The following is a 23,791-nucleotide window of genomic DNA, read 5'->3' as shown; positions in this document are numbered from 1 at the left end:
GTATTATGATTAATACAACATATAAACTGATTTCAAAATTGAACCTGAAAAACGCAACTTATGGGCAATATTTTGAAAAAGAGCAAATCGATACTGAACGATTGAAAGTGATGTATTCCATTTACGAGCAGTATTATGAAAATACCAGATTTTCTATTTTGGTAGATGATTTTAAAAATAAAAGCGGTGCGATCTTAATTTTTGACTCAGAAACAGATGAGATTGTCGGTTTCTCGACGGTAGTTGTGCAGCATTTCTACTTAAACGGTAAAGATTACACCGTGCTCTTTAGCGGTGATACGGTCATTTTGAAAAAGTTTTGGGGCACGCGTACATTGCAAAGTACCATGCTCAAACTCATGATCAAGCTTCGAATTAAATATCCTTTTAACGAACTTTATTGGCTTCTCATTTCTAAAGGCTATAAGACTTATCTCTTACTTGCTAATAACTACTATGTGTATTACCCAAACATTAAAGATGAAAACCAACATCTTTCGGAAGTTGTTGAACATTACTGTGAAAAATTCTTTGGCGAATACTACGACAAAGAAGCCGGCTTACTCAACTTTGGTGATGACTATCAACCATTAAAAGGCGAAGTCGCACCGATTACTGCCGAAATGAGAGAAAAGAACCCAAATATTCATTTCTTTGAGCAGAAAAATCCAACTTGGAGAGCTGGTACAGAACTGCCATGTATTGGTCGACTTGGTTGGAAAGATATTGCCCGTTTCCCTGTAAAACTGATGACGAAGCCGACAAGCAAAGGAAAATTTGAAGCGCAGTTAAGCCATAAAACAAAACGTAGAGAGGCTATCCAATGAAATCTAATCAATGGTTGACTCTCGGCTCGCATCTTATTTTAAAAAAATGGTGTGATGCATCTGACCGTAATTTCCAAAAACAGTTTAATGCTTTAGAGACCACGCAACGTCAAATTTTGCATTCGATTTTACAGACCTCTACTTTGGCCAAAGATAAACAAGTTCAAAACTATGAGCAGTTTGTAAAAGCATTTCCTGCAACTCGCTATAGCGCTTGGCGAGAAGACATTCAGCGTTACCGTGAACAAAAGCTTTCACTCTCGAGCAGTAAACTGGTTCGTTTCCAGCCGACCAGTGGTTCGAGTGAACAAATCAAGTTTATTCCATACACCAAGCTGTTTTTAGATGAACTTGACCATGCAATTGCGCCGTGGATGGCAAGTTTATACCGCAAATGCCCACAGTTGAGTTCGGGCACTCATTACTGGTCGGTGTCATGGTTACCTGAAAGTCAGCGTGAAGTTTTAAAAGATAAAAACTTAAATGATGACAGTGCGCTACTCGGTATAGGTAAGCGCATTTTGTCTAAGTTTACCCAAGCGGTTCCAAGTAACGTTGCATTTGCGGCCAATGCTGATGATGCACTGTTTGCCACCATTTGTTATTTGGTGGCAAACCGTAACTTAGCCATGATTTCGGTGTGGAGTCCAACGTTTGCGTTGCAATTACTTGAACGTTTGGAGTCTATGCAAAAAGACGTGATTGAGGTTTTACAAAGTGGTTCATGGAGTAACCGTCAGGCTTCACTAAAAGAAGTCACTGCACCGCATAGCCCTGAAAGTGCTCAAGCATTAATTGCGAGTTCAGACGGCGAACAGATCGACTTTAAAAAACTTTGGCCAAAGTTAAGTTTAGTGTCGAGTTGGGACACCGCAGGTTCAAAAGCGTGGGCCGAAAAATTAAAAGAGAAATTACCCAGTGTTCAGTTTGAAGGTAAAGGCTTATGGGCGACGGAAGGTGTAGTCACCATTCCCTATAACGACCAATACCCATTGGCTTACCAAAGTCACTTCTATGAATTTGAATATTTAGAAGGTGAAAAACAAGGGCAAATCGTTCCTTCATGGCAACTTAAACAAGGTGACGTGGTCAGCCCACTCATTACTTCGGGTAATGGCTTACTGCGTTACTGTCTAGATGACTGCTTAAAAGTGACTGGCTTTATAGAGCAAATTCCGTGTTTTGAGTTTCAAGGCCGTCGTTTTGGGGTAGATCTGGTCGGTGAAAAACTAGCACCTGAAACTGCTCAACAATTGTTGTCTCAGTTAAACGAAACCGAGTCAAAAGCGATTTCTTTACTGGCGATTGATACCCAACAACAAGTAAAACCATTTTATTGTGTGCTTTTTGAAGGTGAAATTCATCACAGTATTAACAATGAATATATCGACAGTATCTTACGTCAAAACTTCCATTATGAACTTGCACGAAACTTAGGGCAGCTCGACCAGCCTCAAATTCGCCAAGCCAATAATGGCTGGAATGCGTACAAGAAACTAGTCATGTTTGATGGCATTATCGAAGGCAATATCAAGCCTGAGCCACTCAAGAAAGTCACCCTGAATAGTTTGGAACAACTATGAAAGGGATGAAGCCATTTAATACGCGGTTTTTAACACTTCGACATGCCTTATATCTAGGCGTGTTGTTGGTGTCGAATACACATGCCATGACTTTAGATGAGGCTTTGTCAGCTAGTTTAAGGCATGAAAGCCAGCTTGAAGTGAGCCGTTTAAGTGTGAACCAGTCCACCGCTATGCTTGAACAGGCCAAGCAACGTGATGGACTCAAAGTTAATTTAGTCGGGCAACTTGACTATGAAAGAATAAATACGCCTTCACACGTCTTGTTTCCAACCGAAGGAAACCGTAAAGGCCGAAGTTTGCAATTGCAGGCAGATTATCCGATTTATACCTCTGGGCGACACCGTTTAGGAATAGACATTGCCGAAAGTCAGCTTTCAGCCCAACACCAAGGCTTATCAGATCAAAGATCGGAAACTATTTTAAATACCGTGATGGTCTATACCGACGTATTAAAGAAGAAAGCCATTTTAGAGCTTAGACAAAAGACCATGGCAAATTTGCAACGGTCTTTATATGAGTCAAAGCGCCGTTTTGATGTCGGTATGATTACCCGTGCGGATTTGGCTCAGGTGTTGGCACAAGTCGCGCAAGGTCAAGCCGATATTACACAGGCGCAATCTAACTTGACCGTAAGCGAAGCACAGTTTTATCAAGTGACAGGTACAACACCTGACAACCTTGTTCCAATCAATCAATTACCTCCTATTCCCGCTAACCTAGATGAAATATTGGCTCAAACCAAGAACCACCCGGCGTTAATGCGGGCTAAATATGAAAAGCAGGCTGCCGAAAAACAATATGCTTTAACTAAACGCGAACTGTGGCCTACGGTCATGCTGACCAGTCGTGCCGGAAAGCAAGATGAAGCGAGTTATATTGGTTCTGAAAGTAATAACTATATGGTTGGGGTGCAGCTCAATGTACCGCTTTATGACGATGGTTTAAATCGGGCCAACGTCAGAAAAGCACAGGCCGATATCGATTTGGCTGCGCAAAAAATTCGAAGTCTTGAGCTGGACTTGAATAAGCGTACCCGTACCACCTATGCGCAGCTTCAAACGATCCGACAAAATAAAGACGCACTGGCAAATGCCATAGAGGCAGCGTCTATTGCTTTTGTCTATACCCGTAAAGAGTTCGATGTCGGCACCAAAACTACCTTTGATTTGCTCAATACCGAGCAGAAACTACTCGATGCGCAAACCCAGAAAACCGTAAATGACCAAGACGAAGTGGTGTTTGTCTATCAACTACTCGACCAAATGGGGCGTTTAAACAATTTGGTTCCTACACAGACCGCACAACAGGTGAATAATGAATAAAACAAATACACCACTTGCTAATACTCTCATTACCCGTGAAGCGACTTTGGCAGATGACGAGGCTTTACGAGAGTTAATTGCCGTACCCATGACTACCAAAGGCATACAAATTAGCTTTCAGCGCGAACCAAGTTATTTTAGAGCGTCCGATATTGTCTATCGGCATAAATTGCATGTCGTGATTGAAGATACCGAGAGCCAAAAGAAAGTGGCCTGTTATAGCAATGGTTACCGTCCGTGTTATATCAATCGGAACATTCAAAACTTACGCTATGCTGGAGATTTACGGGTAGATCACAGCTATCGGGGTAAATCATTGGTGAAAGTCTTAGGCAAACATGTAAAACAGACTATGCATGAACCAAACTATAGCCAAATGATTATTTTTGATGATAACCACGCGGCGCGTGCTGCCATCCAAACAGGCAAAACGGGAATGCCTGATTATTATGATGAAGGACTCATCGAAACATTAAGTCTGACTGACTTAGGCGCAAAAAGAAAAATCACGGCTTTTCTAAAGCAGGCTGCCAAACAGAGTAACCTTCAAGAGATTCGTAGCTGTGTTGCTGAAGCTGAGCATATAGCCGCAATGAACCAGTTTATTAGCGACATGGCAGAACACTATAACTTTATTCCGGCCTATAACTTTGAAGAACTTGCCCAAGGTCATCAGTATTTTTCAGGGATGAAACTATCTGACTTTTCACTTTACTTTAAGGGCGAAAAACTGGTGGGCATGTTTGGCTTATGGGATCAGCATAGTATTAAACAAACCAAAATTTTAAATTACAGCTCGGCCATAGCTGTGCTTAGACCCATTTATAACTTTTTGTCACCAATTACCAAAGGCATGCGTTTGCCTAAACTTGGTGACTCTATTCAGTACCATGTGCTACATACGCTTATGTGCCATCCAGAAGATTTGGCTTTACACCATAAAATGCTCGAAGATGCCTATAACAAGTCAAAACAGCAGGGCGTTGGTGTGGTAAGTTTTACGCTTTCACATAAAGACCCGCGATATCAGTTAAATCAGTTTTATAAAGGTGAACGTTTAACGGGCATGCATGGTTTTATTAGCTTTGAAGGTGACCCACGGCCAAATTTTGATAAAAAGCTGATTCCATACTTAGAGGTTGGACGTATTTAACTTAAAACTTGAAGTAATTTTAATGAAGCCCACGAAAGTGGGTTTTTGTTATATTTATGCTTAGTCACTAAACATACATATACCGCCACTACCATACAAACCGAAATTTAATAACATGGTAGTTAAGTGATGAAAAAAAGTTTATTGGGCGGTCTTATTCTGTCTTTGTGTACGACTCCAGCTTTTGCATTAAATATTTTATTGGTTAACGATGACGGCCTAACGAGCAATATCAAAGCACTCTATGATGAATTAAAAGCAAATGGTCATAACGTGCTTGTGTCTGTACCGTGTTCACCACAAAGTGGTCGCGGTGGCGCAATTGTGATGTATAGCTCAACAACAATTAATGCGGATAACGATAAGCAAATTGCCGCTGAAAATGGTTGTCACAATGGCGCAGCACCAATTGGCGCACCTGCCGCTGGAACTTTTACCAAAGCGGGTTATACCAATGGCGACTGGAACTACACGCATGGCACACCAGTCATGGCAACAGTTTATGGACTAGACGTGGTTGCACCAAAACGCTGGGGTAAAGCACCAGACCTAGTTTTATCTGGCCCGAATGAAGGCCAAAATGTCGGAAAAGTCGTTGTACACTCTGGCACCATTGGCAATGTACAGTTTTCGGCAGGACGCGGGATTCCGTCTATTGCCTTAAGCGCCGATACCAACACGGTAGATGACAAAACTTTAAACAACCCTAACTCTGCGATTGTGGCAAAACAAACTGTAGTGTTATTAAAAGAATTACAAGCTAAGGCAGGCAAGGGCCAGTTGTTGCCAAAAGGTATTACGCTAAATGTGAATTTTCCTAAAAATTTAACAACCAGCACGCCGTTTGCTTTTTCAAAAATTGGGACTTATGACTTATATAAATTGAAGTTCCAAGTGTCCAAAGATAGTAAAGGCAACAATCAATTTGGCTTAGGAATCGATGCGGCACCATCGGCACCCACTGCCGCTCAAATGTCGGATGAAAGCGCTGTAATGCAAAGCAAAATTGCTGTAACTGCAATGCAAGTTGCTTATGACCAACGACCAGCAGGTCAAGAATGGCTTAAAATCCGTTTAAAAAACTTATTTAACAAGTAAGGAGAAAGACCATGAAACGTTGTTTATTGGTTTTACTCCTTGGGCTTGGATTAGCGGCTTGTAATGACAATGATCATGATGACCAAGTCTCGACTGAAAAACCTGCACTAGCACCGAGCTTAGATGTCGGTACTTATATTATTAGTACTGAAACTGATCAAGAATTACCTATGGCGGGTAAATACTATTCTGGTGCAGATGGTTCTAAATTATTGGTTTTAGATGATGACGAAAACCGTGCCAAGATTGTGATGAGCTACGATGCAAAAACCAAAGCTTGGCGAAGCAACCAGTCTAATCAGGCGATGACAGTCGAATTAGCACATTATGAAAAAATTGCTGATCAAAAACTTTTGCTTAATCAATTGGTCGGCACCTACGATTTATCGTTTCCAGATGGAACGACGGTAAATGCCGAGGTGAATGCACAAGGCAAAATTGTCTCGAAAGACCCGAATTGTGTGTTTACAGGTGTTATTACTGAAAGTGCATTAGCCAATACCGCAAACTATCAACTGACTGATAATCAGTGTGATGCGCTAAAAAATAACTCGAAAGGTTATGTGGTGGTAGATGAAGACTTAGAGCCTATGAATTTTAGACTCATATCTGACACCATTGCATCAAAAGACATTTGGGCATTTGCACAATCTTAAAAATAAAAAGACAACGGATTTATTTCGTTGTCTTTTATCTCAACTTATCTTGCGCCGTTGAAACAATTAACATGGTTTGAAGGTAATAATCGACACGTGATTGATTACTTTCTTTATGTGAGTTGTGCGCATTAAAGGCTGCATCATGAAGTTTCACGACTCGAGCGATCGGATTTGAACTACAACGAATTAAATATTCTTCGCGTGTTTCAGTTTCTCGTTTAGTTAATGCATCAACCGCATCACGAACTTCTTTTCCAAATAAGCTTTCGATTTTGGCTAGGGTAAGAGGCGTATCTTCAACGCTATCGTGGAGAAGGGCTGTAATAATATAGACTTCTGAAAATTGATGCTCAATTAATGAGTTGACCACACCTTTAATATGGTAATCAAAGTAATCATGAGAACCATACTTTTGACCTTGATGCGATTCTTTTGACAATTTCTCTGCTAATTCAACTTTATTTTGAGTCATTTTTTACTCTTATTACTTTAAGTATATGACACGGCCTAATGGGCGAGATGGGTAGCTTAAGTCATAATTTTATACTGAATAAGCTATTTTGTTGTGAATACTCTCGTTTGTTTGGTGAATCTCCACAATGTAATATTCAACATATGAAAACGGATAAATAAATTATTGCTATTTATAAATATGAGATGCGCAAAAATTTGCTCACTTTTATCTAAAATAAATCAAATTGAGCAAATATATTCACAAAAACTTATTTTTATAGTATTTTTGAGAAAATAATTGCTCATTTGTACTAATGAAAAAATTAACGATACAAGCCCAAGACCGTCAACAGATTCTTATAGATTTATATAAACAATATTTGTTGAGTGAGATTACTTTGGGGCAATTGCTATCGTATTTACGCAAAAATGTGTTGGGTTTATCGCAAGAACAATATGCTAATTTGGTGGGTATAAGCCGTCGGACTTTAACGGACATTGAGCAGGATAAAGGTAAACTCACTCAGTCTGTGTTAGATAAAGTGTTTAAACCACTTGGTTTAAAAGCAGGGCTTGTACCTACGCATGAACATATTGTTAGCAAAATTATAAAGCCAAACGAGTAAGTAACTACTTAAACGTTCACAAGCGTACGCTTGTGAACACTAAAATGATAATTTTTGAACCAATCTAATATATAAATTTTTGCAACTTTAAAATTTAACTTAATGATATAAAAGCAGATTGTAAATATTACTTAAGAATATCCTTAATTATGTAATTAAATGAAAAATAATAATTATTTAAATATTTTCTAGCCAATTTCACATTGACACTTCAAATATTGAAGATTACCATTTGCGGGCTGGCCTACATTGCCAGTCGGTTTTAGCAGACCGTTTTTTTGGACTACATCAGAGCTATTTCTTCTGAGGAATAGTTTTGCATGTAAATCTCGTTCCCTCCCGTAGCGGTAGGACGGGAGAGGGACACCTTCGGGTGTGCTGGAGTCCAAACCAGTCTGCTAACCCTCTTTCGTTCTGCCACCATAAATCTTATGCTCTGGCAGAACTCCATAAATAAGGAGTTGGCTTTGCGCATCCATCATTTCTTGGCAACCCTTGCCAAAAGCTATAACAACACAGCTTAAAAACATTTAACGCAGCTTGATCGCCGTAAGGCTTTTTCAGGCTTTAGCTCGTTATTACTTAAAACTTCGAACAACTAAAACTTGAGATGTGCTGGGCACAGTCTTTAGGGCTTTGCTATGCCTTTTTTTTCTCCCAAAAAAGTCAGCAGTTTTTTATATCTCATTTATATACAACAAAAATTTAATTTATAACGGTAAAAATATGCCAAATTTAGTTCTCCCAACACGTGCATTAAAAGTTGTAAATACATCAATTGAGTTATTTCACCGCCGCGGTTTTCATATCGTGGGTGTCGACAGACTTGTAAAAGAATCCGAAATTACCAAAGCAACTTTTTATAACTACTTTCACTCTAAAGAACGGTTAATTGAAATCTGTCTAATGGTGCAAAAAGAACGACTCCAAGAAAAAGTGGTTGCTATGGTCGAATACGACCACGACACAAACGCAATCGATAAACTCAAGAAACTCTATGTTCTACATACCGATGTAGACGGGCTGTATTACCTGTTATTTAAAGCCATTTTTGAAATCAAAAATACCTACCCAAACGCATATACAACCGCCATAAGATATAGAACATGGCTAATCAATGAAATCTATAGTCAGCTTAGAGTACTTAAACCCGATGCTTCCTTTACCGATGCCAAATTATTTTTATATATGATTGAAGGTGCCATTATTCAGCGTTTAAGTTCCGATGAAGTTGATGAAAGAATGGTTGAGGTGTTTTTGAGGGGGATGTCAGTAATTAAGATTTAAGTTGTAGAGCGGATCTTTGATTATTTGATATAAAATGAAGCGATACGATTTTAAAATGACAATTAAAAAACAAGAGGAAAAATGAATCAAATATTGACAATTTCTACATTTATCATAGGGTTATTGACTTTTGTTATTGCCTATATAGTTTATTTTAATAATTCTAAAGGAGATGTGGTTGTATATGCTAAAGTTGATATGAGCAGACAGGGTATTATTTTATTAATTATTCACAATATTGGTAAGGGTATTGCTCAAGATATAAAGTTTTCTGGTACTGATTATCTTCTAAAAAATTCATCAGACATTGATATAGGTGCCTTTAAGGTAGGGACTCCCATACTTTTTCCTGATGAAAAGTTAATTTATTGCTTGGGTACATACCCTACATTAAAGAAATCATTACCGGATTATCCTTTAAAGATTTCTATTACATTCCATAGTAAGATCGCCTTATATCCTTATAAAAGAAAAATTAAGAATGTGGTAACAGTAGATATGAATGCTTTTAGTGGTGTTGATATTGGTGAATCAACTTTTGAAAGAGAAGTAAGAAATTCATTAAAGGAAATAGCTTCCTCATTACGAAAGATGTCCTCGTAAGAGAATATTGTTGACTGAATTAGAGATTGTCTTAGTACAGAATTTAGAAATGGGGCTTTTTTATAAGCCCCAAGATTTTATTTTACAGCTTCTAAATTTTTTCGACTTGCAAGTAGATGGATATCCTTAGAATTAGGAATTAGAGAAAGTTTCCTTAAAATATTATGTTGAGTTTCAGGAGTCCAATAAATTTTCAAATTTTGACGAGCTCTAGTAATAGCTGTATAAAAAATACTATGAGTTATTTCATCTTCATTAGCATCAGTAATAACCACTTTCACTGAATCATATTCGAGTCCTTGAGCTTTATGAATAGAAACAGCATAAGCTACTTGGAAGGGAATAGTGGAATATGAAGAATCATCATCTTCATCACTAGAAATTGCATTGAAAACAGAAAAGCGAATAATTGAATCTTTTACCCAATACAGTTCCGTGCCCCAAACACTAGATTCATCCAAAGATCTATCTAGTTCTATGTCAAATTGAATACCTTCAGCAATTTCAATAATATCTATAATTTTTCCTTTAAGATTATTATAAATCACAGGTTTAAATCTTTCTGTTTCTGAAAATAATATTGGATCACCTACTTTATAAGTTGATATACCCCAAGAAACAGCTTTTCCTTGATTACTACTTTGAAGAAATCGATTAATGTTATTTATCCCATATAACCCATCGTAATTGAGACAGAGAATAATTTCATCTTCGAATTTTTTTTCAAATAATGCATTATCTAATATAGTTGTATAATTGTTACGAACCATTATCTCAGCAATATCATCTTCAATATATCTAACCTTATGCCAAAAATTTAATAAATTTTCATTAGATGTTCTATAAGGATTAGTTAGCTCAAATACAGATTTTTTAGGTATAAATGATTTAATTATATTAAACCAGTTACCAAATTGTATTGATTTAATTTGATATATATCGCCTATAAAAACTATTAATTTGCAAGATGTTTTTTCTAAAACATTTAAGATATCAGTGTTACTTACAGTACTACATTCATCAATGATCATAAGATCATATTCAGCAGAGTTATATCTACTAATATGACTTTTAATAGTACGAAAATCTGAGTTTTGTGCACTTATTTTACGTTTGAGATTATCTATAGCAGGATTTGTGTGAGCGAGAAAAAGTTTTTGTTTATCATTAAAGTAGTGCGCTATATGGTCAACCATAGTAGATTTACCTGTACCAGCTGCACCATAAATTATAGCTATTTTAGAATCACTGAATAATTGTTTTATAGCAATAATTTTGAGAGGATCATCAATTATTATCGAAGAGGAGTTTAACCAGAGCTCTACAGCATGTGAGTATCCAGCTATACCTGAATCAGAATAACTCTGTAACTTTTTAATGATTTTATAAGTATCATTTTCATATTGATTGATAAATATATGGCCTTTATCAAAAACTAATTTTCTATTTTCTTTATGTGAGTAATAGAGTTGGTTGTTATATTTGTCGATTAGTTTTTGAGTTGATCCAAAATACTCTACTTCTGCTAATGGTGTATAAAGAATACCATTTTGCTCAATATTGTTTTTTATACGCCGAGCTAAAAATTCCTGATTTCTTTCCTCAGAATTAATACATTCTAATAAATCTCTTAATTTAGGATTGTGTCCTCTTAATGATGTACAGAAAGGCATTTCCTCAAATGGGATACAACTATATGAAAGTTTTAAATTCGAAAGATATGAACAACCTCTGGAATCATACTGTGCTTTGATAACTTGATTATTCATTTTTAAAAGCAAATACCTAAGAATATTATAACCACGTGATTTGGTCTTATTTAAATTTCTGATCGTATCTAATATTTTAAATATTTGGATGTTGCTCAAGTCATTGTTAACCGAAAATCTTTTAATATTTAAATATAAGTTTTCTTCCTTGTCAATTAACTCGAGTAAACTTCCTGATCTTTCAGTTAGCCAACCCATTAAAAAGTTATACTCAGTTGATTTTGTATTAACCTGTATTTTAAGGTCTAATATTTTTGCAAAATTATTAAATTCACATTGTCTAATTGCTATTTTCCAGTTTCGGATAATAATAATTGGCATATGATAACCTAAAACTTCAATAGAGGCGTTTTGCAAAGTTAAAGTACAAGCATAATTTTTAGATATATCTATATTAGTAAAAGCAATTATTCGATCATGTTTATTGACTTTATTGATAGCCCTATAAAATGTAACTTCATAGTAAATGTAACCTCCAATAAAAAAAGGGCGAGTCTTATGAATATAATATCTTTCAGTCTTATAATTTTGAGAATCGCTGTGGTTTATATTATTAATTTTATTTGCAATTTTTTCATGATACTCACGTAAAGAAGGATCTAGGTCAATAGGGAAAGACTCTAGATTAGATAATATTGAAATATTAAAATCATTTTTTAATAAGTTTCGTATTCTGTATAAATACTCATAATACTTTAACATTAATCGCTCAGATGAATCACCATCTAAGGTATAATGGGAAGAACTTATCTGTATTAACTTATGAAATCTTCCAATAAAATTATACTTTGATTTGCTTTTGATAAAGGATAAACCAGACTCAATAAGATGATAATTAAATTCTATGTTTAATTGATTAGTCTCTAATAGAACTGCTACACCTTCTATTAGGTTACGTAATTGAGAAAGAATATTTTGTGAAAGGATTTCTCTTTTTTCTGTAAATACTTCAATATTCTGTGAAATAACATTACTTGCATTCTGAATTTGCGAATAAACGGTTGTCATTTAATTACCCCATTTTTCTAAAATATTTATCAAAGGATTTATCTAAAAAATAGTATATGTTGTTCTTTTTACAATACATACATAAATTTATTAATTTAGATTAATTCAAAGAACACACTGCTTGCTACATTTAAGAAATGTGAATGACTAACATGACTTAAACTTGCTCACTTTGAATAGCCACTAATTTTTTAGATACCGTTATGTTAGATAATATAGCTAATTAACTAGGTGTTTTATAAGTGGCAAAAGATATACCGATAAGTTCAAGATTGAGAGTGTTCGGCAATTAACAAAGAAAGGGGAAAAGAATTGCAATGTTAATGGTCACCGGCAGAGCTTTAATAGATCTAAAAAAAATGTTTTCACATATATAGCAAGATTGGATTTGTCCGCGTGGGTGAAATTACAAATTTTGCATTAAGTTCAAACGGAAACTATAACGGCACCACGATTTATTATAAAAGGCTGGTTTGAAACTAGAAATAACTATCCAAAGACGCATAAACAACTACCGTGAAATATAGAATGTGGCTCATAAGCTCGAATAACGTTGATGAGATGGTTTTGGAGGTATTTTTTAGTGGGATAGGGTGAGTTGCAACGTAGATATTTCTTTTTACGTAAAGAATTAAAAAAGCCCTGAATATTCGGGGCTTTTCATTTAAATTTACTTTAATGATTCTGGTACATAATTTGGTGAATCAGTACCATAAAATGACTCAATATCTGCATCATACAAAGACTTATATCTATCTTTTGATGCGACATCTTTAGTTTCATCAATAAATTTCTGTATTTTAGCTTTATAGTCAGTGTGACCAGCTTTATACATTTCAGTTAAATATACAAATTCGGCGTCTCTGTACTGGGGATCATTTTTGCTAGATGATTTACTCAATTCGGCTTGTATGAGTTGGGCAGAAGCTTCGTGACACTGTTGAATTTTTACTTTGGCCTCATTTAATTTTTCAAGCAATGTACACCTAAACATTATCCGTTGAGGTAAGGGTTTCTCTTTGATTTGTTGCTCATTTAACTCATAAGCCTCTTTATACATACCAGACAGCATATAAATATTCATCAATGCCATTTCTCTTTGTTTCTTGGCAGTAACTTTCTTAATTTCAGGTATTAAAGGTGCTAAAGTTTGTTTTATCTTTTCATCTTCACCAGAAATTACAACTTCATTTGTGATTGTTTCATATCTATCTAAAATCGCTTTATCACTTGCGGATAATTCCGTTTTTACGTTTTGAGAGTTGCTTTTCTCAGTAGTATCTACCTTTGCTTGTTCATTTGATGCCTTGCTACAAGCAGTAACTGCAAATACAGAAATGAGAACAATAGTACTGATTAATTTTCTATTCATGATTTACGTCTTGATGCTGAATTTAAAGTAAAAGAGAAGCGAGTGTGAGGTGGGTTTGGTCGAACAGTACCGCCATCAAATTTTGCGGTGTAACCCATAGTTAAAGTTGCTTCAATAGTTGATAAATCAGGTTTAGGTAGAGTTACCTTACACTGACCTACAGGCTCCTTAGAGTTTTCTGTTGACCATACGCCTTTTCCCTTTTCCAAACGTGTTTTTCCTAAGCTTTGATTGTTATGCACAAGATCAAGTGTTGCGTATGGAAAAATTGTAGCATCACCGCTTAATGTTGGAGGAAGCATAGAAACTGTCACGAAAAGTTCTTGCCCTTTTAGAATATAAGTAACTATGAAAGTACATACACCTGAAACAGCCTGACTAATTGCCCCAAAAAGATTTTTCTTATCTTCATCGTACGGGAAAATACCATTTGTAAATTTTACATATTTCGTTGTGTTTTGCTCGATGTAGTAGTTCTCATATTCATCTTTAACAAAACTGTCTGTGGCTGGTTGCTTCTGTGAAATTGGAGCTGATGATGATTTTGAAGCTGATGATGCCGCACCACCACCATTGTCCTGAACAACCAAGTTTTGTTGAGGCAGTAATTTGCAACCACAAGAGAGTGAGTCATTTACTCGAGCAGCAGCTTTCCCAAAGATTTGCATGCACGGATCGCCAGATACAATAGTTGCAACGACTTTATGAGTTGGACAAGTTGCTTTGTCACCAACACAGGCAACGGGAATTCCGTCAATCAGGAACATATTATTCCCAGAAATTACTTGGCCACCACCAGAGGTTGGGCAGCCTATTGTTATATATGGTGTTGCCAAATCTATTCCTTCTTATTTTAGTGAAGTGACGGAATGATAGCAAAGAGGGGTAGACAGTGCTGTATAGTTTTATTTAAGCAATAGTAAATATATCTTGTATAGAGTAAATAGGCCAATCAAAAGAAAATTTTTAACTTTTGGCCCTAATAATAATTTTTAATTGATTAAATTGATAATTAAAATTAATCATAATTGAATTTTTAGAAACTTAGTGCCTCAAACTTTTAAGATTAAATTTTTATGTGCTATATACGGCAAACCTACTTTTTAAAAACTAAGTTTTGAGGAATATATGCCATTTTTTGTTGTTACTTGTACGGACAATGATGATGTTTTAGAAAAACGATTGGAAATACGTCCTGAACATATTAAACGTCTGGAAAAGCTTAATAATGAAGGCCGATTGATTACAGCAGGTGCCTTACCTAAAGATCCAAATAATATTAAGAGGGGTTTTTATGGAAGTATTTTAATTGTTGAGTTTGATAGCCGAGAAGATTTAGATAAATGGTTGAAAGATGAACCATTTCTTAGAGAAAAGGTTTATTCAAATATTGATGTCAAAATTTTTAATAAAGCTTTCCCAATTTCCTAGTTACCTCAAAACCCGAATCCATAAAATTCGGGTTTTTATTTTCTTACTAATAAAATCTAAAATTTTAAACCATAAAAATTAAAACAAATTAATTAACCAAATATTTTTATAAAGTAGGTTGACTATTTAGTTAACTTAAAGTGGATTTTATTTCAATTTTATTATTAAAAAAATTAACTTAAACTTTTTTAAAAGGATGTGGAATAGAGCTAATGACAGGTATGTTCAATAAAATAGGGATAAACAGTACTGCTTTTCCGAGTTTAAGTCCTGAACAATTGGTTGAAGCAATGGTCAAGCTTGGATATAGAGGAATTGAATGGCGTGTAGCTGAGACTAATGAACTAAACCCTAATATTTCATGGAATGCTGTCTCAAATAATCGCTGCACAGTTCAGCCAAATCTGAAATCAATTGAACAGATCACTGATCTTTGCAAACAAGCAAATATCGAAATTTTTGGGCTAAGTCCATATATTCCTGTAGGTGACAAAAATTACGCCTTAAAAATGCTTGATCTAGCCCATGTTGCAAATCATGCACGTGTACGTATTTGGGCACCTTTCAATGGTAATGGTTCTACATATCAAGAAAGATATTATCAGTTTCGTAAATTCATTGATGAGTTATTAATGCGGGCTGAAGAGCTCAATGTCCAATTAGCTCTCGAAATCCACCAAAGAACAATTTGTTCGAGTCCTTCACTCGCCGTGCGAGTAGCAGAGCATTATCCTCATAATTTACTTGGCGTGATTTATGACATGGGGAACCTCGCTATTGAGGGCCGAGAGGATGTCCAATTATCGTTAGATTTAATTGGAAAACATCTTACACATGTTCAGATAAAAAATGTTGGTTATCAACCATTAGCAGAGAATGAAGGATGGGCTTGGTATTGGGAAACTATTGAAAATGGTGTTTTGCCTATTCCTAAGATGCTGAGTACCGTGATTAAAAATAATTTTAATGATTGGCTATCCATTGAGGATTTTTCAAGCCAACGAAGTGATTTAGAAAAGTTAAAACACAATATCGAACTTATTCGCTCTTATTTAGATGGCGATTTCTATGCAATTGAAAAGGAGTTGGTTGCTCATGCCAAATGAAATGTTTTCAACACGAGTAGCTCTTATTACTGGTGCCGGTGGAGAAATTGGACAGGCACTCTGCCGTCGTCTACACAAAGTTGGATTCAATATTATAGCGGTTGATATTTCAGCAAAAGCTGCTAATCAACTTATTGACGATTTGAATCAGGCTCGTAAGGAAAGTGCTCAGCTTATACTTGCGGATTTGGGCTCTTGTAATGAAATCGAAGCTTTAATAAGTGAAGTTCAAGCTAAATATAATCAAGTTGATGTATTGGTAAATAATGCAGCCTTAAATTTAAGAGGTTCTATATTTGACTTCAAAGCAGATGATTGGGACAAGATGTTTGCAGTAAATCTTCGTGCACCTGCTTTACTGAGCCAAAAGTTAAGTAACTATTTTATGGCCCAAAATAGTGGTCGTATCATAAATATTGTTTCTCGTTGTTGGGTCGCAGGCGGACCACCAGCTTACGTATCTTGTAAAGCAGGGCTAGTAGGGCTTACTCGATCAATGGCAAGAGAATTAGCACCCTATAACGTCACTGTAAATGCTATTGCGCCAGGGATTTTACCATCTGCTTTTACTCTTGATGGGCGCGATATAGAAGCTTTTAACAAAATTGCGGAAAACGCAATTGAAGATACACCTATTAAACGTCTGACTACTCCTGAAGATGTGGCAAATACCGCAGCATTTCTAGCTTCGAATGATTCTTCATTTATTACCGCTGAGGTCATACATGTTTGCGGTGGAGGTCAATTAGCTCCATTCGGGCGAAGATAGTAACTATGTCAATTGATTGACAAATTTAAGCTATAACAAGGATATGAATATGGCTAACTCATCTGTGGATGTTAACAAACATGCAAAAAAAGCTGCTTTTAGCAGTTTCTTGGGAAGTGTTGTTGAGTACTATGATTTCTTTATCTACGGTACAGCTGCAGCACTGGTATTTAATCAGATTTTCTTTTCACAAGAAGATAAAACTACTGGCACATTGGCAGCGTTGCTAACATTTGGTATCGGATATATTGCTCGCCCTGCAGGAGCATTGATTTTTGGTCATATCGGCGATAAATATGGTCGAAAAAAATCATTAATGCTAGTTTTAATGTTAATGGGATTAGCAACTTTTGGTATCGGTATCTTACCGACATATCAAGATATTGGGATATTTGCACCTTTATTTTTAGTTTTCTTTCGTTTGATGCAAGGATTATCAGCTGGAGGAGAGCAGGTAGGGGCAAGTTTATTAACGATGGAACACGCACCATCGGGGAAAAAGGCTTTTTATACTAGTTGGTTACTTAATGGCGCTTCCATAGGTGCAATCCTTGCATCTGCCGTATTTATACCTTTAACAACATTTTTAAGTGAAGAACAATTGTTAGCATGGGGTTGGAGAATTCCATTTTTAATGAGTGTTTTAATGGTAGTTATTACATGGATGATCCGACGCACCGTAACTGAAAGCCCTCAATTTGAACTTGAGTTGAAAAAGAAAGAACAGAGTAAAGAGAAAGAAGCAGTACCTGTTTTATCAGTTTTCAAAAATGAATTTGGCTCTTTTTTAACAGTATTCTGCTGCGCATTGATTTGTTCAATCTCATCTTTAGTCCTTATTTTTGGTTTATCTTGGGCTACAAACAATCAAGGTGTTGATCGTACTTTAATGTTAATGGCCGTATCGGCATGTCAGTTCTCTGCTTTATTCTTTCAGCCTTTATATGGATTTCTGGCCGATCGAATTGGTAAGAGAGTAATTTTTGTTAGTGGATGCATAGCCTGTGCACTTGGTTCTTTCCTATATTTATGGGCTATTACAACTCATTCAGCTTTCCTAATTATTTTCTCAGCAATTTTACTTAAAGGCGTGTTCTATAGTGCACCTAATGCTTTATGGCCATCTTTATATGCAGAAATGTTTAGTTTGAAAAACCGCTACACTGGTGTTGGGCTAGCAACTCAAATTAGTTTTATTTTTGCAGGTTTCGCTCCAAGTATTTGCTATTTAATTATTAATTACGGTGGTGGTTGGATTGAATTAGCTAGTTTCTTTGCTGCCTTATCTGTTGTCGCTGCAATTTCTGCATATTTATCTAGATTCTTGAAAAAAGATCCTAACCGTGTAATTCAACACTTAAAACAGGTTTAATTTTATTTTTAATAAAATGACCTGATTAATAAATCTATCAGGTCATACCCTTCCTTTATCTAAAATTTGGCATATGGATAATGCAAATGATAGAAAATATTTTAAATAAGCGAATTTCATATCTTAGATATTTAGCAGTCCTTGGTGGAATTCTTTTTCATAACTCAGTATATGCAGATAGTAAAAATACATTTATTGAGGACACAAGTGCTGAGATAAAACTTAGAAACTTTTATATGAGTCGTGATTATCAGAAAAATCGAGTGAGAGATACAGGAGAAGCATGGACACAAAGTTTTATCGCAGATTTTAAATCAGGATATACTCCAGGGAAAATAGGAGTAGGCTTGGATTTTTTGGCCTTATATAGCTTTAAAATTCGTGGTGAAGATAATGAAATTGGTACCCAATTATTACCAGTTAAAGAAAATAATATTCAAGAAGATGATTTTGGGCGATTGGCAATAGCTGTAAAGGGAAAAGTTTCTAATACAGAACTAAAAGTAGGTGAGTGGTCTCCAGTATTGCCAATATTACGTTCAGATGATGGGCGTTCTTTACCTCAAACTTTTGAAGGCTGGCAACTTACCTCATCAGAGTTTAAAAATTTAAAGGTACATTTAGGCCAGTTTTATAAAAATAGTCCACGTGATAGTGAACGTATGAAAGATATGTATTTGACTTCTCGTAGTTCAGCCACTTCGGATCAATTTAATTTTATTGGTTTAGATTACTCTTTTAACGAAAAGAATGACCAGATCTCCATATGGTACTCGCAGCTTAAAGATATCTATCAGCAAAACTATTTTCAATATACAAAGAGCATTCCTATAGATAGTATGAATTTAAAATGGAATGTGGGTTATCTATACGGAACAGAGCATGGTGATGCAAAAGCTGGGCAGCTCGATAATCAGGCTCTCTATTCAACTCTATCATTAGCGAACAAATATCAAAAAGTTTCCTTTTCAGCTCAGCAGATGATGGGTAAAGACGAGTTTCTACGCGTCAATGGAACAAGTGGTTTTACTCTAGCAAATGACAGCTTTACTTCAAGTTATGATAATCCTAAGGAAAGTTCATGGCAGATTCGTCACGACTTTAATTTTGGGAAATTTAATTTGCCTGACTTAAATTTAATGAATCGTTATATTTACGGTAATGGAATTGAAAACTCACAGACTAAAGATGGCCGAGAACATGGTTTTGAAACTGAAATCAGCTATACCATCAAAACAGGATGGTTAAAATCTCTAAGTATCAAAGCACGACATTCTGAAATTCGTAGAAATTGGGGTAATACTAATAGTTTTAATGATAATAGACTTATCCTAAGTTACACCATTCCTGTGTTCAATTAGTTTATTGCTTACCAGAAGATAGGGCTAATTAAAGTTAATTTTGAGAGGTCCTTATCTCTTTTAATTTCATGCAAAAGATAGTTTCAAGGAAGAATATGGCTCAATCATTAATTAAGTTACGTCATTTAAGGTTCTTTATTGCAGTAGTTGAAATGGAAAGCTTTAGTAAAGCTGCCGATAAGCTGCATGTAACTCTTTCTGCAGTTTCTAAATGCATTAAAGAATTAGAGGATGAGCTAAATGTACAATTGCTGAAAAGAAATCGGAAATCAATACAAATGACAAGTGCAGGTGTGGAATTTTATAAACATGCCTCGCAAACATTGACCAGCTACAATATGGCTATGTCCTCCGATTTAGGGAAAAAAACTGAAGAATACACTATTACTATTGGCGCATTACCAACAGCTGCAGGGATGATATTACCTCTAGCTATACATACCTTAAGGGAAAAGTTCCCAACAATAAGAATTAAAATTTTATCTGGAGTTTATGAATATCTAGTTGAAAAGCTTAATACTCAAGAAATAGATTTAATTATTGGACGTCTTATCGGCAAAGATATGACAGGTGTTATTTTTGAAACTTTGTACGAAGAGAATTTATTACTGGTGGTTAGAGCTAACCACCCGCTACTATTAAAAAAGCAGCTGTCACTGAAAGATATTCTTCCGTATGATATTTTAGTCTCACCAAAAAATACTTTAGTACGCATTGCTACCGATAACTTCTTAATTTCTGAAAATAGTTTTAATTATGAATATAAATTGATTGAAAGCACTAGTGAAACCTTCTCAAGAGTTTATGTTACAAACTATGATGCGGTTTGGTTTGTACAAAAAGGAATAGTAAATCTGGATCTGCAAAAAGGTTACTTGTCAAAATTGAACTTTCAAAATAGCTTACTAAAAGGACCTGTGGGTATCACTACATTAGCAGATAAAAATCGATCTTTAGAAGTTCAAAATTTTATTGATATTCTTAAAAAGATTTGTATAACCCACTAACCGTTTTTATCTAAGCCTTGAATCCAATCTGGATACTCATCATTTGAAAGGCTCCGTGCTGTTTCTAACTTAACATAGGAATTATTAAACAAAGAGTTTTTCAAAGCAGGCTCATTGTTCACATTCTTATTCGCTTCAATGATCAATCTATAGTTGTCAGTAGCATAATTTTTAAATCTACTTTCACATAGTTATCAATGTCTTCTTTATCTGTCGAAGCCTTACAAGAAGTCAGGAATAAGCAGGAAAGTAGCAATATTGGTATTTACGTAATTTTCATAGTGAGAAGCGGTTATTAGGTGGAGAGTAGTGCTATCTCTAAATATATAATGAAACAGTGGCTTGATCGGAATGCCCAAAGACATTTTACATATATTCGTTAATACCATATGGTCCAGTGTTGGTAAAAGTTGCTAAAGCATTAAGTTCAAATGGGAACTACGACGGTACAGCTATTTATTATAAAAAGCTTGTTTAAAATTAGCTTTTGGAAATATAGGCAGTTACTTAAAAAAGAACTGCCTGAAATATTAAAATGTTTAATGTGCAGCTTTTAAAAGTTTTATAGCATCTTCTAAACCATAAATACTGCCTGCTAAATACTTTGACACTTGGATACTGCATTCAAGTAAAAGCGAAGTATTTTCGGCAATTTTTTCTTGTGTTAAACGTTCAGAAGGCCCTGAAATGGTAAGCGCCCCTTGTAACTGTCTCCCATTGCTAAATACAGGTACAGACAAAGAGGACGTTTCTGGGTCACGTTCTCCAAATGAACTTGCCCAAAATTGCTTTTGGACTTGTTGTAGATTTTCATCTACTTCAGTTTGAGAAAATGCGCGAAGAATTTTACCCGAAGCCCCCACATTTACAGGGAAGGTATCTCCTTCAGAAATTGAAACTTTTACAGATCGAGCGGGTTCAATGCGAAACAGAACCACGCGCTTATCATTATCTAAAATATAAAATGAAGAAGTTTCACCTGTTTCTTTGGTGATTCTTTCCAAAATAGGATAAAGCACATCTTTAAGCTTAAAAGAATTTTGATAAATTCTTGATAGTTTTAAAGGTGTAATGCCTAAAGAAAATTGACCATCTTCATTTCTAACAACATAACCATGACGTTCTAATGAACTTAGTAATCTAAGAATAGTACTTTTATATAGCTTTGTACGGCGTGAAATTTCTGCGAGAGATAAGACGGGGCTATCTATATCAAAAGCATCCAAAATAAGTAATGCTCTATCTACGGCAGCTACACCTGAATTTTGCTTATCCATTTGGCTATCAGGATCTTGTGTTGATTTCGTCATACAAAAATATAAAAACTCAATTAAATTTAAGTGTTTTAGGAATAAATAAGTATAGCTGTAATTTAAAAGATGAAATAGATTTTTTAGTGAATGTCAGCGTGTGGCGAGATAAAACATAGAAGAATGTAAAAAGTGCCTTCAAATTTTGAAAGCACTTTTATTAATTTATATAAGGCCGATAACTAGAGCCGCAACATACATCACTAGGCAGGTTCCAGTACACCAGAGTATGGATGCCTTTTGATTTTCACCATAATCTACATTGGTTAAAGAACATAATAGATAAGTAGAGGCAACCATTGGGCTTAACAAATGAATAGGTTGTCCAATTAAACTTGCGATAGCCATTTCATTTGCACTGATCCCATAATGTGAAGCAGTTTCAGCAAGAATAGGTAAAATTCCAAAATAAAACGCATCATTCGTCAAAATATAGGTAAATGGCATGCTGATAAAAGCAGTAATCGATGATAAATAAGATCCAGACGATTCAGGAATAATTGAGATGAGATGCTGAGCAATAGCTTCGATCATGCCTGTACCTGTCATGATTCCTACAAAAATACCCGCAGCAAAGATCAGAGAAGAAACCGCTAAAACGCTATCTGCATATTTCGCGACTAATTTTTTCTGTTCAGAAAGTTCTGGGAAGTTAACCACTAAACCGATACAGAATGCCAAAATGAACAGAGGCGCTAAAGGTAAATAACCTTTAATCATTGAAAAAACCAGAAGAATAGTAAGAATCAGGTTGAACCATGATTTCCAGCTTTTCGTATTTTGTTCATGATGGATAAGATCGTCATCTGGTTTAATTTCATGAATACCTAAACGCTTTCTTTCTTTTAAACCCAAGTAAAAAGCGACAAATATGACCCAAATAAGACCCGCACACATCACGGGCAACATTTGTAAAAAGAGTCCAGTTGGGTCGACTTTAAGTGCGCTCGCAGCTCTAGAAAATGGACCAGCCCAAGGTAAAATATTCATTACCCCAATTGACAGTAATAGAACTGTTGCCATGACTTGTGGGCGGATTCCAATTTTTTTGTACAAAGGTAATAAGGCTGTTGCGACAATAATATAAGTCGTTGCGCCATCACCATCTAGCCCGACACAAATTCCAAGAATACCTGTGCCCACAACAATTTTTAACGGGTCGCCTTTAACAATTTTAATGATGAATTGAATAAGAGGATTAAACAGGCCGGCATCTGTCATCATGCAAAAATATAGAATTGCAAAGGTAATCATGATGCCAGTGGGAGCAAGTAATTTGATTCCATCAATCATCATGCTACTCATGTCCGCGACATGACCAGTCAGAAGAGCAAAAATTACTGGAATAATTACTAAAGCTGTAAGCGCAGATAAGCGTTTCGACATTACAGCATACATAAATACAGCGATCATGCTGTAACTTAAAAAGACTAACATAAATCAATCCTTGATTTACTTAAAAATAAATTTTAAGTGAAATTAGTGTCTATAAAACATCGATTTACAGCAATATTTCAAATCTGTAGTTAAGATGGAGACAATAGAGGAATCAATAAAAAAATCTATCTTTAGTGGGTAGATCTTTTAGCCATACAAAAATCTTCATATAACCTTTTTGATGTTCTACTCTACAGAACGATGTTCTATTTAATATTATTTTTTAGTTAATTCT

The 23,791-nt window shown here is 35.5% G+C and carries 21 protein-coding genes and 3 pseudogenes; 17 read left to right on the top strand and 7 right to left on the bottom strand.

The features are described 5' to 3' along the window. Window positions 1-38 precede the first annotated feature (38 nt). The 6 genes from NQ782_RS12255 to NQ782_RS12230 all read left to right on the top strand — a co-directional run bounded on the left by NQ782_RS12255 (window position 39) and on the right by NQ782_RS12230 (window position 6,642). Window positions 39-827, top strand: coding sequence for a hypothetical protein (locus NQ782_RS12255; protein ID WP_171251921.1), 789 nt, complete (start codon window positions 39-41; stop codon window positions 825-827). After that, a complete protein-coding gene (locus NQ782_RS12250; RefSeq protein ID WP_057093812.1) occupies window positions 824-2,410 on the top strand; it encodes a GH3 auxin-responsive promoter family protein in 1,587 nt (528 codons plus the stop codon). Before NQ782_RS12255 ends, NQ782_RS12250 begins: the two co-directional genes overlap by 4 nt. After that, window positions 2,407-3,735 carry a TolC family protein gene (locus tag NQ782_RS12245; RefSeq protein ID WP_057093815.1) on the top strand — a complete coding sequence of 443 codons (1,329 nt, stop codon included), beginning with the start codon at window positions 2,407-2,409 and terminating at the stop codon, window positions 3,733-3,735. Before NQ782_RS12250 ends, NQ782_RS12245 begins: the two co-directional genes overlap by 4 nt. Next, window positions 3,728-4,888: a hypothetical protein gene (locus NQ782_RS12240; protein ID WP_057093817.1), complete on the top strand. Its 1,161-nt coding sequence runs from the start codon at window positions 3,728-3,730 to the stop codon at window positions 4,886-4,888. Before NQ782_RS12245 ends, NQ782_RS12240 begins: the two co-directional genes overlap by 8 nt. Before the next feature lie 126 nt (window positions 4,889-5,014). Next, on the top strand, window positions 5,015-5,986 hold the full coding sequence (surE, locus tag NQ782_RS12235; RefSeq protein ID WP_086230966.1) for a 5'/3'-nucleotidase SurE: 972 nt from the start codon (window positions 5,015-5,017) through the stop codon (window positions 5,984-5,986). An 11-nt stretch (window positions 5,987-5,997) separates the two neighbouring features. Next, a complete protein-coding gene (locus NQ782_RS12230) occupies window positions 5,998-6,642 on the top strand; it encodes a hypothetical protein (protein WP_057093818.1) in 645 nt (214 codons plus the stop codon). Window positions 6,643-6,676: 34 nt separating this feature from the next. On the opposite strand, the gene NQ782_RS12225 is transcribed toward NQ782_RS12230, so the two are convergent. Next, on the bottom strand, window positions 6,677-7,117 hold the full coding sequence (locus NQ782_RS12225) for an HD domain-containing protein (protein ID WP_002126884.1): 441 nt from the start codon (window positions 7,115-7,117) through the stop codon (window positions 6,677-6,679). 295 nt (window positions 7,118-7,412) lie between these two features. Between NQ782_RS12225 and NQ782_RS12220 the strand changes: the two genes are divergently transcribed. The 3 genes from NQ782_RS12220 to NQ782_RS12210 all read left to right on the top strand — a co-directional run bounded on the left by NQ782_RS12220 (window position 7,413) and on the right by NQ782_RS12210 (window position 9,614). Further along, on the top strand, window positions 7,413-7,724 hold the full coding sequence (locus tag NQ782_RS12220; RefSeq protein WP_000737062.1) for a helix-turn-helix domain-containing protein: 312 nt from the start codon (window positions 7,413-7,415) through the stop codon (window positions 7,722-7,724). Between the two features lie 726 nt (window positions 7,725-8,450). Then, entirely contained in the window at window positions 8,451-9,011 is a 561-nt protein-coding gene (locus tag NQ782_RS12215; protein WP_057094442.1) for a TetR/AcrR family transcriptional regulator, read from the top strand. Window positions 9,012-9,092: 81 nt separating this feature from the next. Then, window positions 9,093-9,614: a hypothetical protein gene (locus NQ782_RS12210; protein ID WP_001071844.1), complete on the top strand. Its 522-nt coding sequence runs from the start codon at window positions 9,093-9,095 to the stop codon at window positions 9,612-9,614. Between the two features lie 77 nt (window positions 9,615-9,691). On the opposite strand, the gene NQ782_RS12205 is transcribed toward NQ782_RS12210, so the two are convergent. After that, on the bottom strand, window positions 9,692-12,391 hold the full coding sequence (locus NQ782_RS12205; RefSeq protein ID WP_086230967.1) for an ATP-dependent RecD-like DNA helicase: 2,700 nt from the start codon (window positions 12,389-12,391) through the stop codon (window positions 9,692-9,694). 369 nt (window positions 12,392-12,760) lie between these two features. On the opposite strand from NQ782_RS12205, the pseudogene NQ782_RS12200 reads away from it, so the two are divergent. Further along, window positions 12,761-12,868 (top strand): annotated as a pseudogene (locus NQ782_RS12200) (GNAT family N-acetyltransferase); the annotation flags it as partial. Window positions 12,869-13,061: 193 nt separating this feature from the next. Here NQ782_RS12200 and NQ782_RS12195 read toward each other — a convergent pair. Further along, window positions 13,062-13,763 carry a hypothetical protein gene (locus NQ782_RS12195; RefSeq protein ID WP_057093088.1) on the bottom strand — a complete coding sequence of 234 codons (702 nt, stop codon included), beginning with the start codon at window positions 13,761-13,763 and terminating at the stop codon, window positions 13,062-13,064. Continuing rightward, window positions 13,760-14,599, bottom strand: a complete 840-nt coding sequence (locus tag NQ782_RS12190) for a PAAR domain-containing protein (RefSeq protein ID WP_000235266.1) — start codon at window positions 14,597-14,599, stop codon at window positions 13,760-13,762. Before NQ782_RS12190 ends, NQ782_RS12195 begins: the two co-directional genes overlap by 4 nt. A 292-nt stretch (window positions 14,600-14,891) precedes the next feature. Between NQ782_RS12190 and NQ782_RS12185 the strand changes: the two genes are divergently transcribed. The 6 genes from NQ782_RS12185 to NQ782_RS12160 all read left to right on the top strand — a co-directional run bounded on the left by NQ782_RS12185 (window position 14,892) and on the right by NQ782_RS12160 (window position 20,809). After that, window positions 14,892-15,194, top strand: a complete 303-nt coding sequence (locus NQ782_RS12185) for a YciI family protein (protein ID WP_001115794.1) — start codon at window positions 14,892-14,894, stop codon at window positions 15,192-15,194. A gap of 212 nt (window positions 15,195-15,406) precedes the next feature. Continuing rightward, complete coding sequence (locus tag NQ782_RS12180) at window positions 15,407-16,300, top strand: sugar phosphate isomerase/epimerase (protein ID WP_000147284.1); 894 nt, start codon at window positions 15,407-15,409, stop codon at window positions 16,298-16,300. Continuing rightward, the gene (locus NQ782_RS12175; protein ID WP_057093324.1) at window positions 16,290-17,069 is read left to right on the top strand and encodes an SDR family NAD(P)-dependent oxidoreductase; all 780 of its coding nucleotides are present in this window, start codon (window positions 16,290-16,292) and stop codon (window positions 17,067-17,069) included. Before NQ782_RS12180 ends, NQ782_RS12175 begins: the two co-directional genes overlap by 11 nt. 16 nt (window positions 17,070-17,085) lie before the next feature. Further along, window positions 17,086-18,441 carry an MFS transporter gene (locus NQ782_RS12170; protein ID WP_228138148.1) on the top strand — a complete coding sequence of 452 codons (1,356 nt, stop codon included), beginning with the start codon at window positions 17,086-17,088 and terminating at the stop codon, window positions 18,439-18,441. A gap of 86 nt (window positions 18,442-18,527) precedes the next feature. Next, window positions 18,528-19,802 (top strand): OprD family outer membrane porin, encoded by a 1,275-nt coding sequence (locus NQ782_RS12165; protein WP_000572023.1) that lies wholly within the window; start codon window positions 18,528-18,530, stop codon window positions 19,800-19,802. Between the two features lie 95 nt (window positions 19,803-19,897). Then, window positions 19,898-20,809 carry a LysR substrate-binding domain-containing protein gene (locus tag NQ782_RS12160; protein WP_024432169.1) on the top strand — a complete coding sequence of 304 codons (912 nt, stop codon included), beginning with the start codon at window positions 19,898-19,900 and terminating at the stop codon, window positions 20,807-20,809. Here NQ782_RS12160 and NQ782_RS12155 read toward each other — a convergent pair. Beyond that, a pseudogene (locus NQ782_RS12155) lies at window positions 20,809-21,074 on the bottom strand (hypothetical protein); the annotation flags it as partial. The gene NQ782_RS12160 and the pseudogene NQ782_RS12155 overlap by 1 nt on opposite strands. Window positions 21,075-21,179: 105 nt before the next feature. Between NQ782_RS12155 and NQ782_RS12150 the strand changes: the two are divergent. Next, window positions 21,180-21,287: pseudogene (locus tag NQ782_RS12150) on the top strand (GNAT family N-acetyltransferase); the annotation flags it as partial. Window positions 21,288-21,348: 61 nt separating this feature from the next. Here NQ782_RS12150 and NQ782_RS12145 read toward each other — a convergent pair. Then, on the bottom strand, window positions 21,349-22,119 hold the full coding sequence (locus NQ782_RS12145) for an IclR family transcriptional regulator (RefSeq protein ID WP_000167520.1): 771 nt from the start codon (window positions 22,117-22,119) through the stop codon (window positions 21,349-21,351). A gap of 165 nt (window positions 22,120-22,284) precedes the next feature. Further along, window positions 22,285-23,556: a CitMHS family transporter gene (locus NQ782_RS12140; protein WP_000959905.1), complete on the bottom strand. Its 1,272-nt coding sequence runs from the start codon at window positions 23,554-23,556 to the stop codon at window positions 22,285-22,287. Window positions 23,557-23,791 lie beyond the last annotated feature (235 nt).

Origin of the sequence: Acinetobacter sp. BD54, from assembly GCF_044778325.1 — a bacterium.
GTDB lineage: Bacteria > Pseudomonadota > Gammaproteobacteria > Pseudomonadales > Moraxellaceae > Acinetobacter > Acinetobacter baumannii.
Note: the sequence above shows the minus strand (reverse complement) of the source record. Positions and strands in the feature narration are given on the sequence as shown.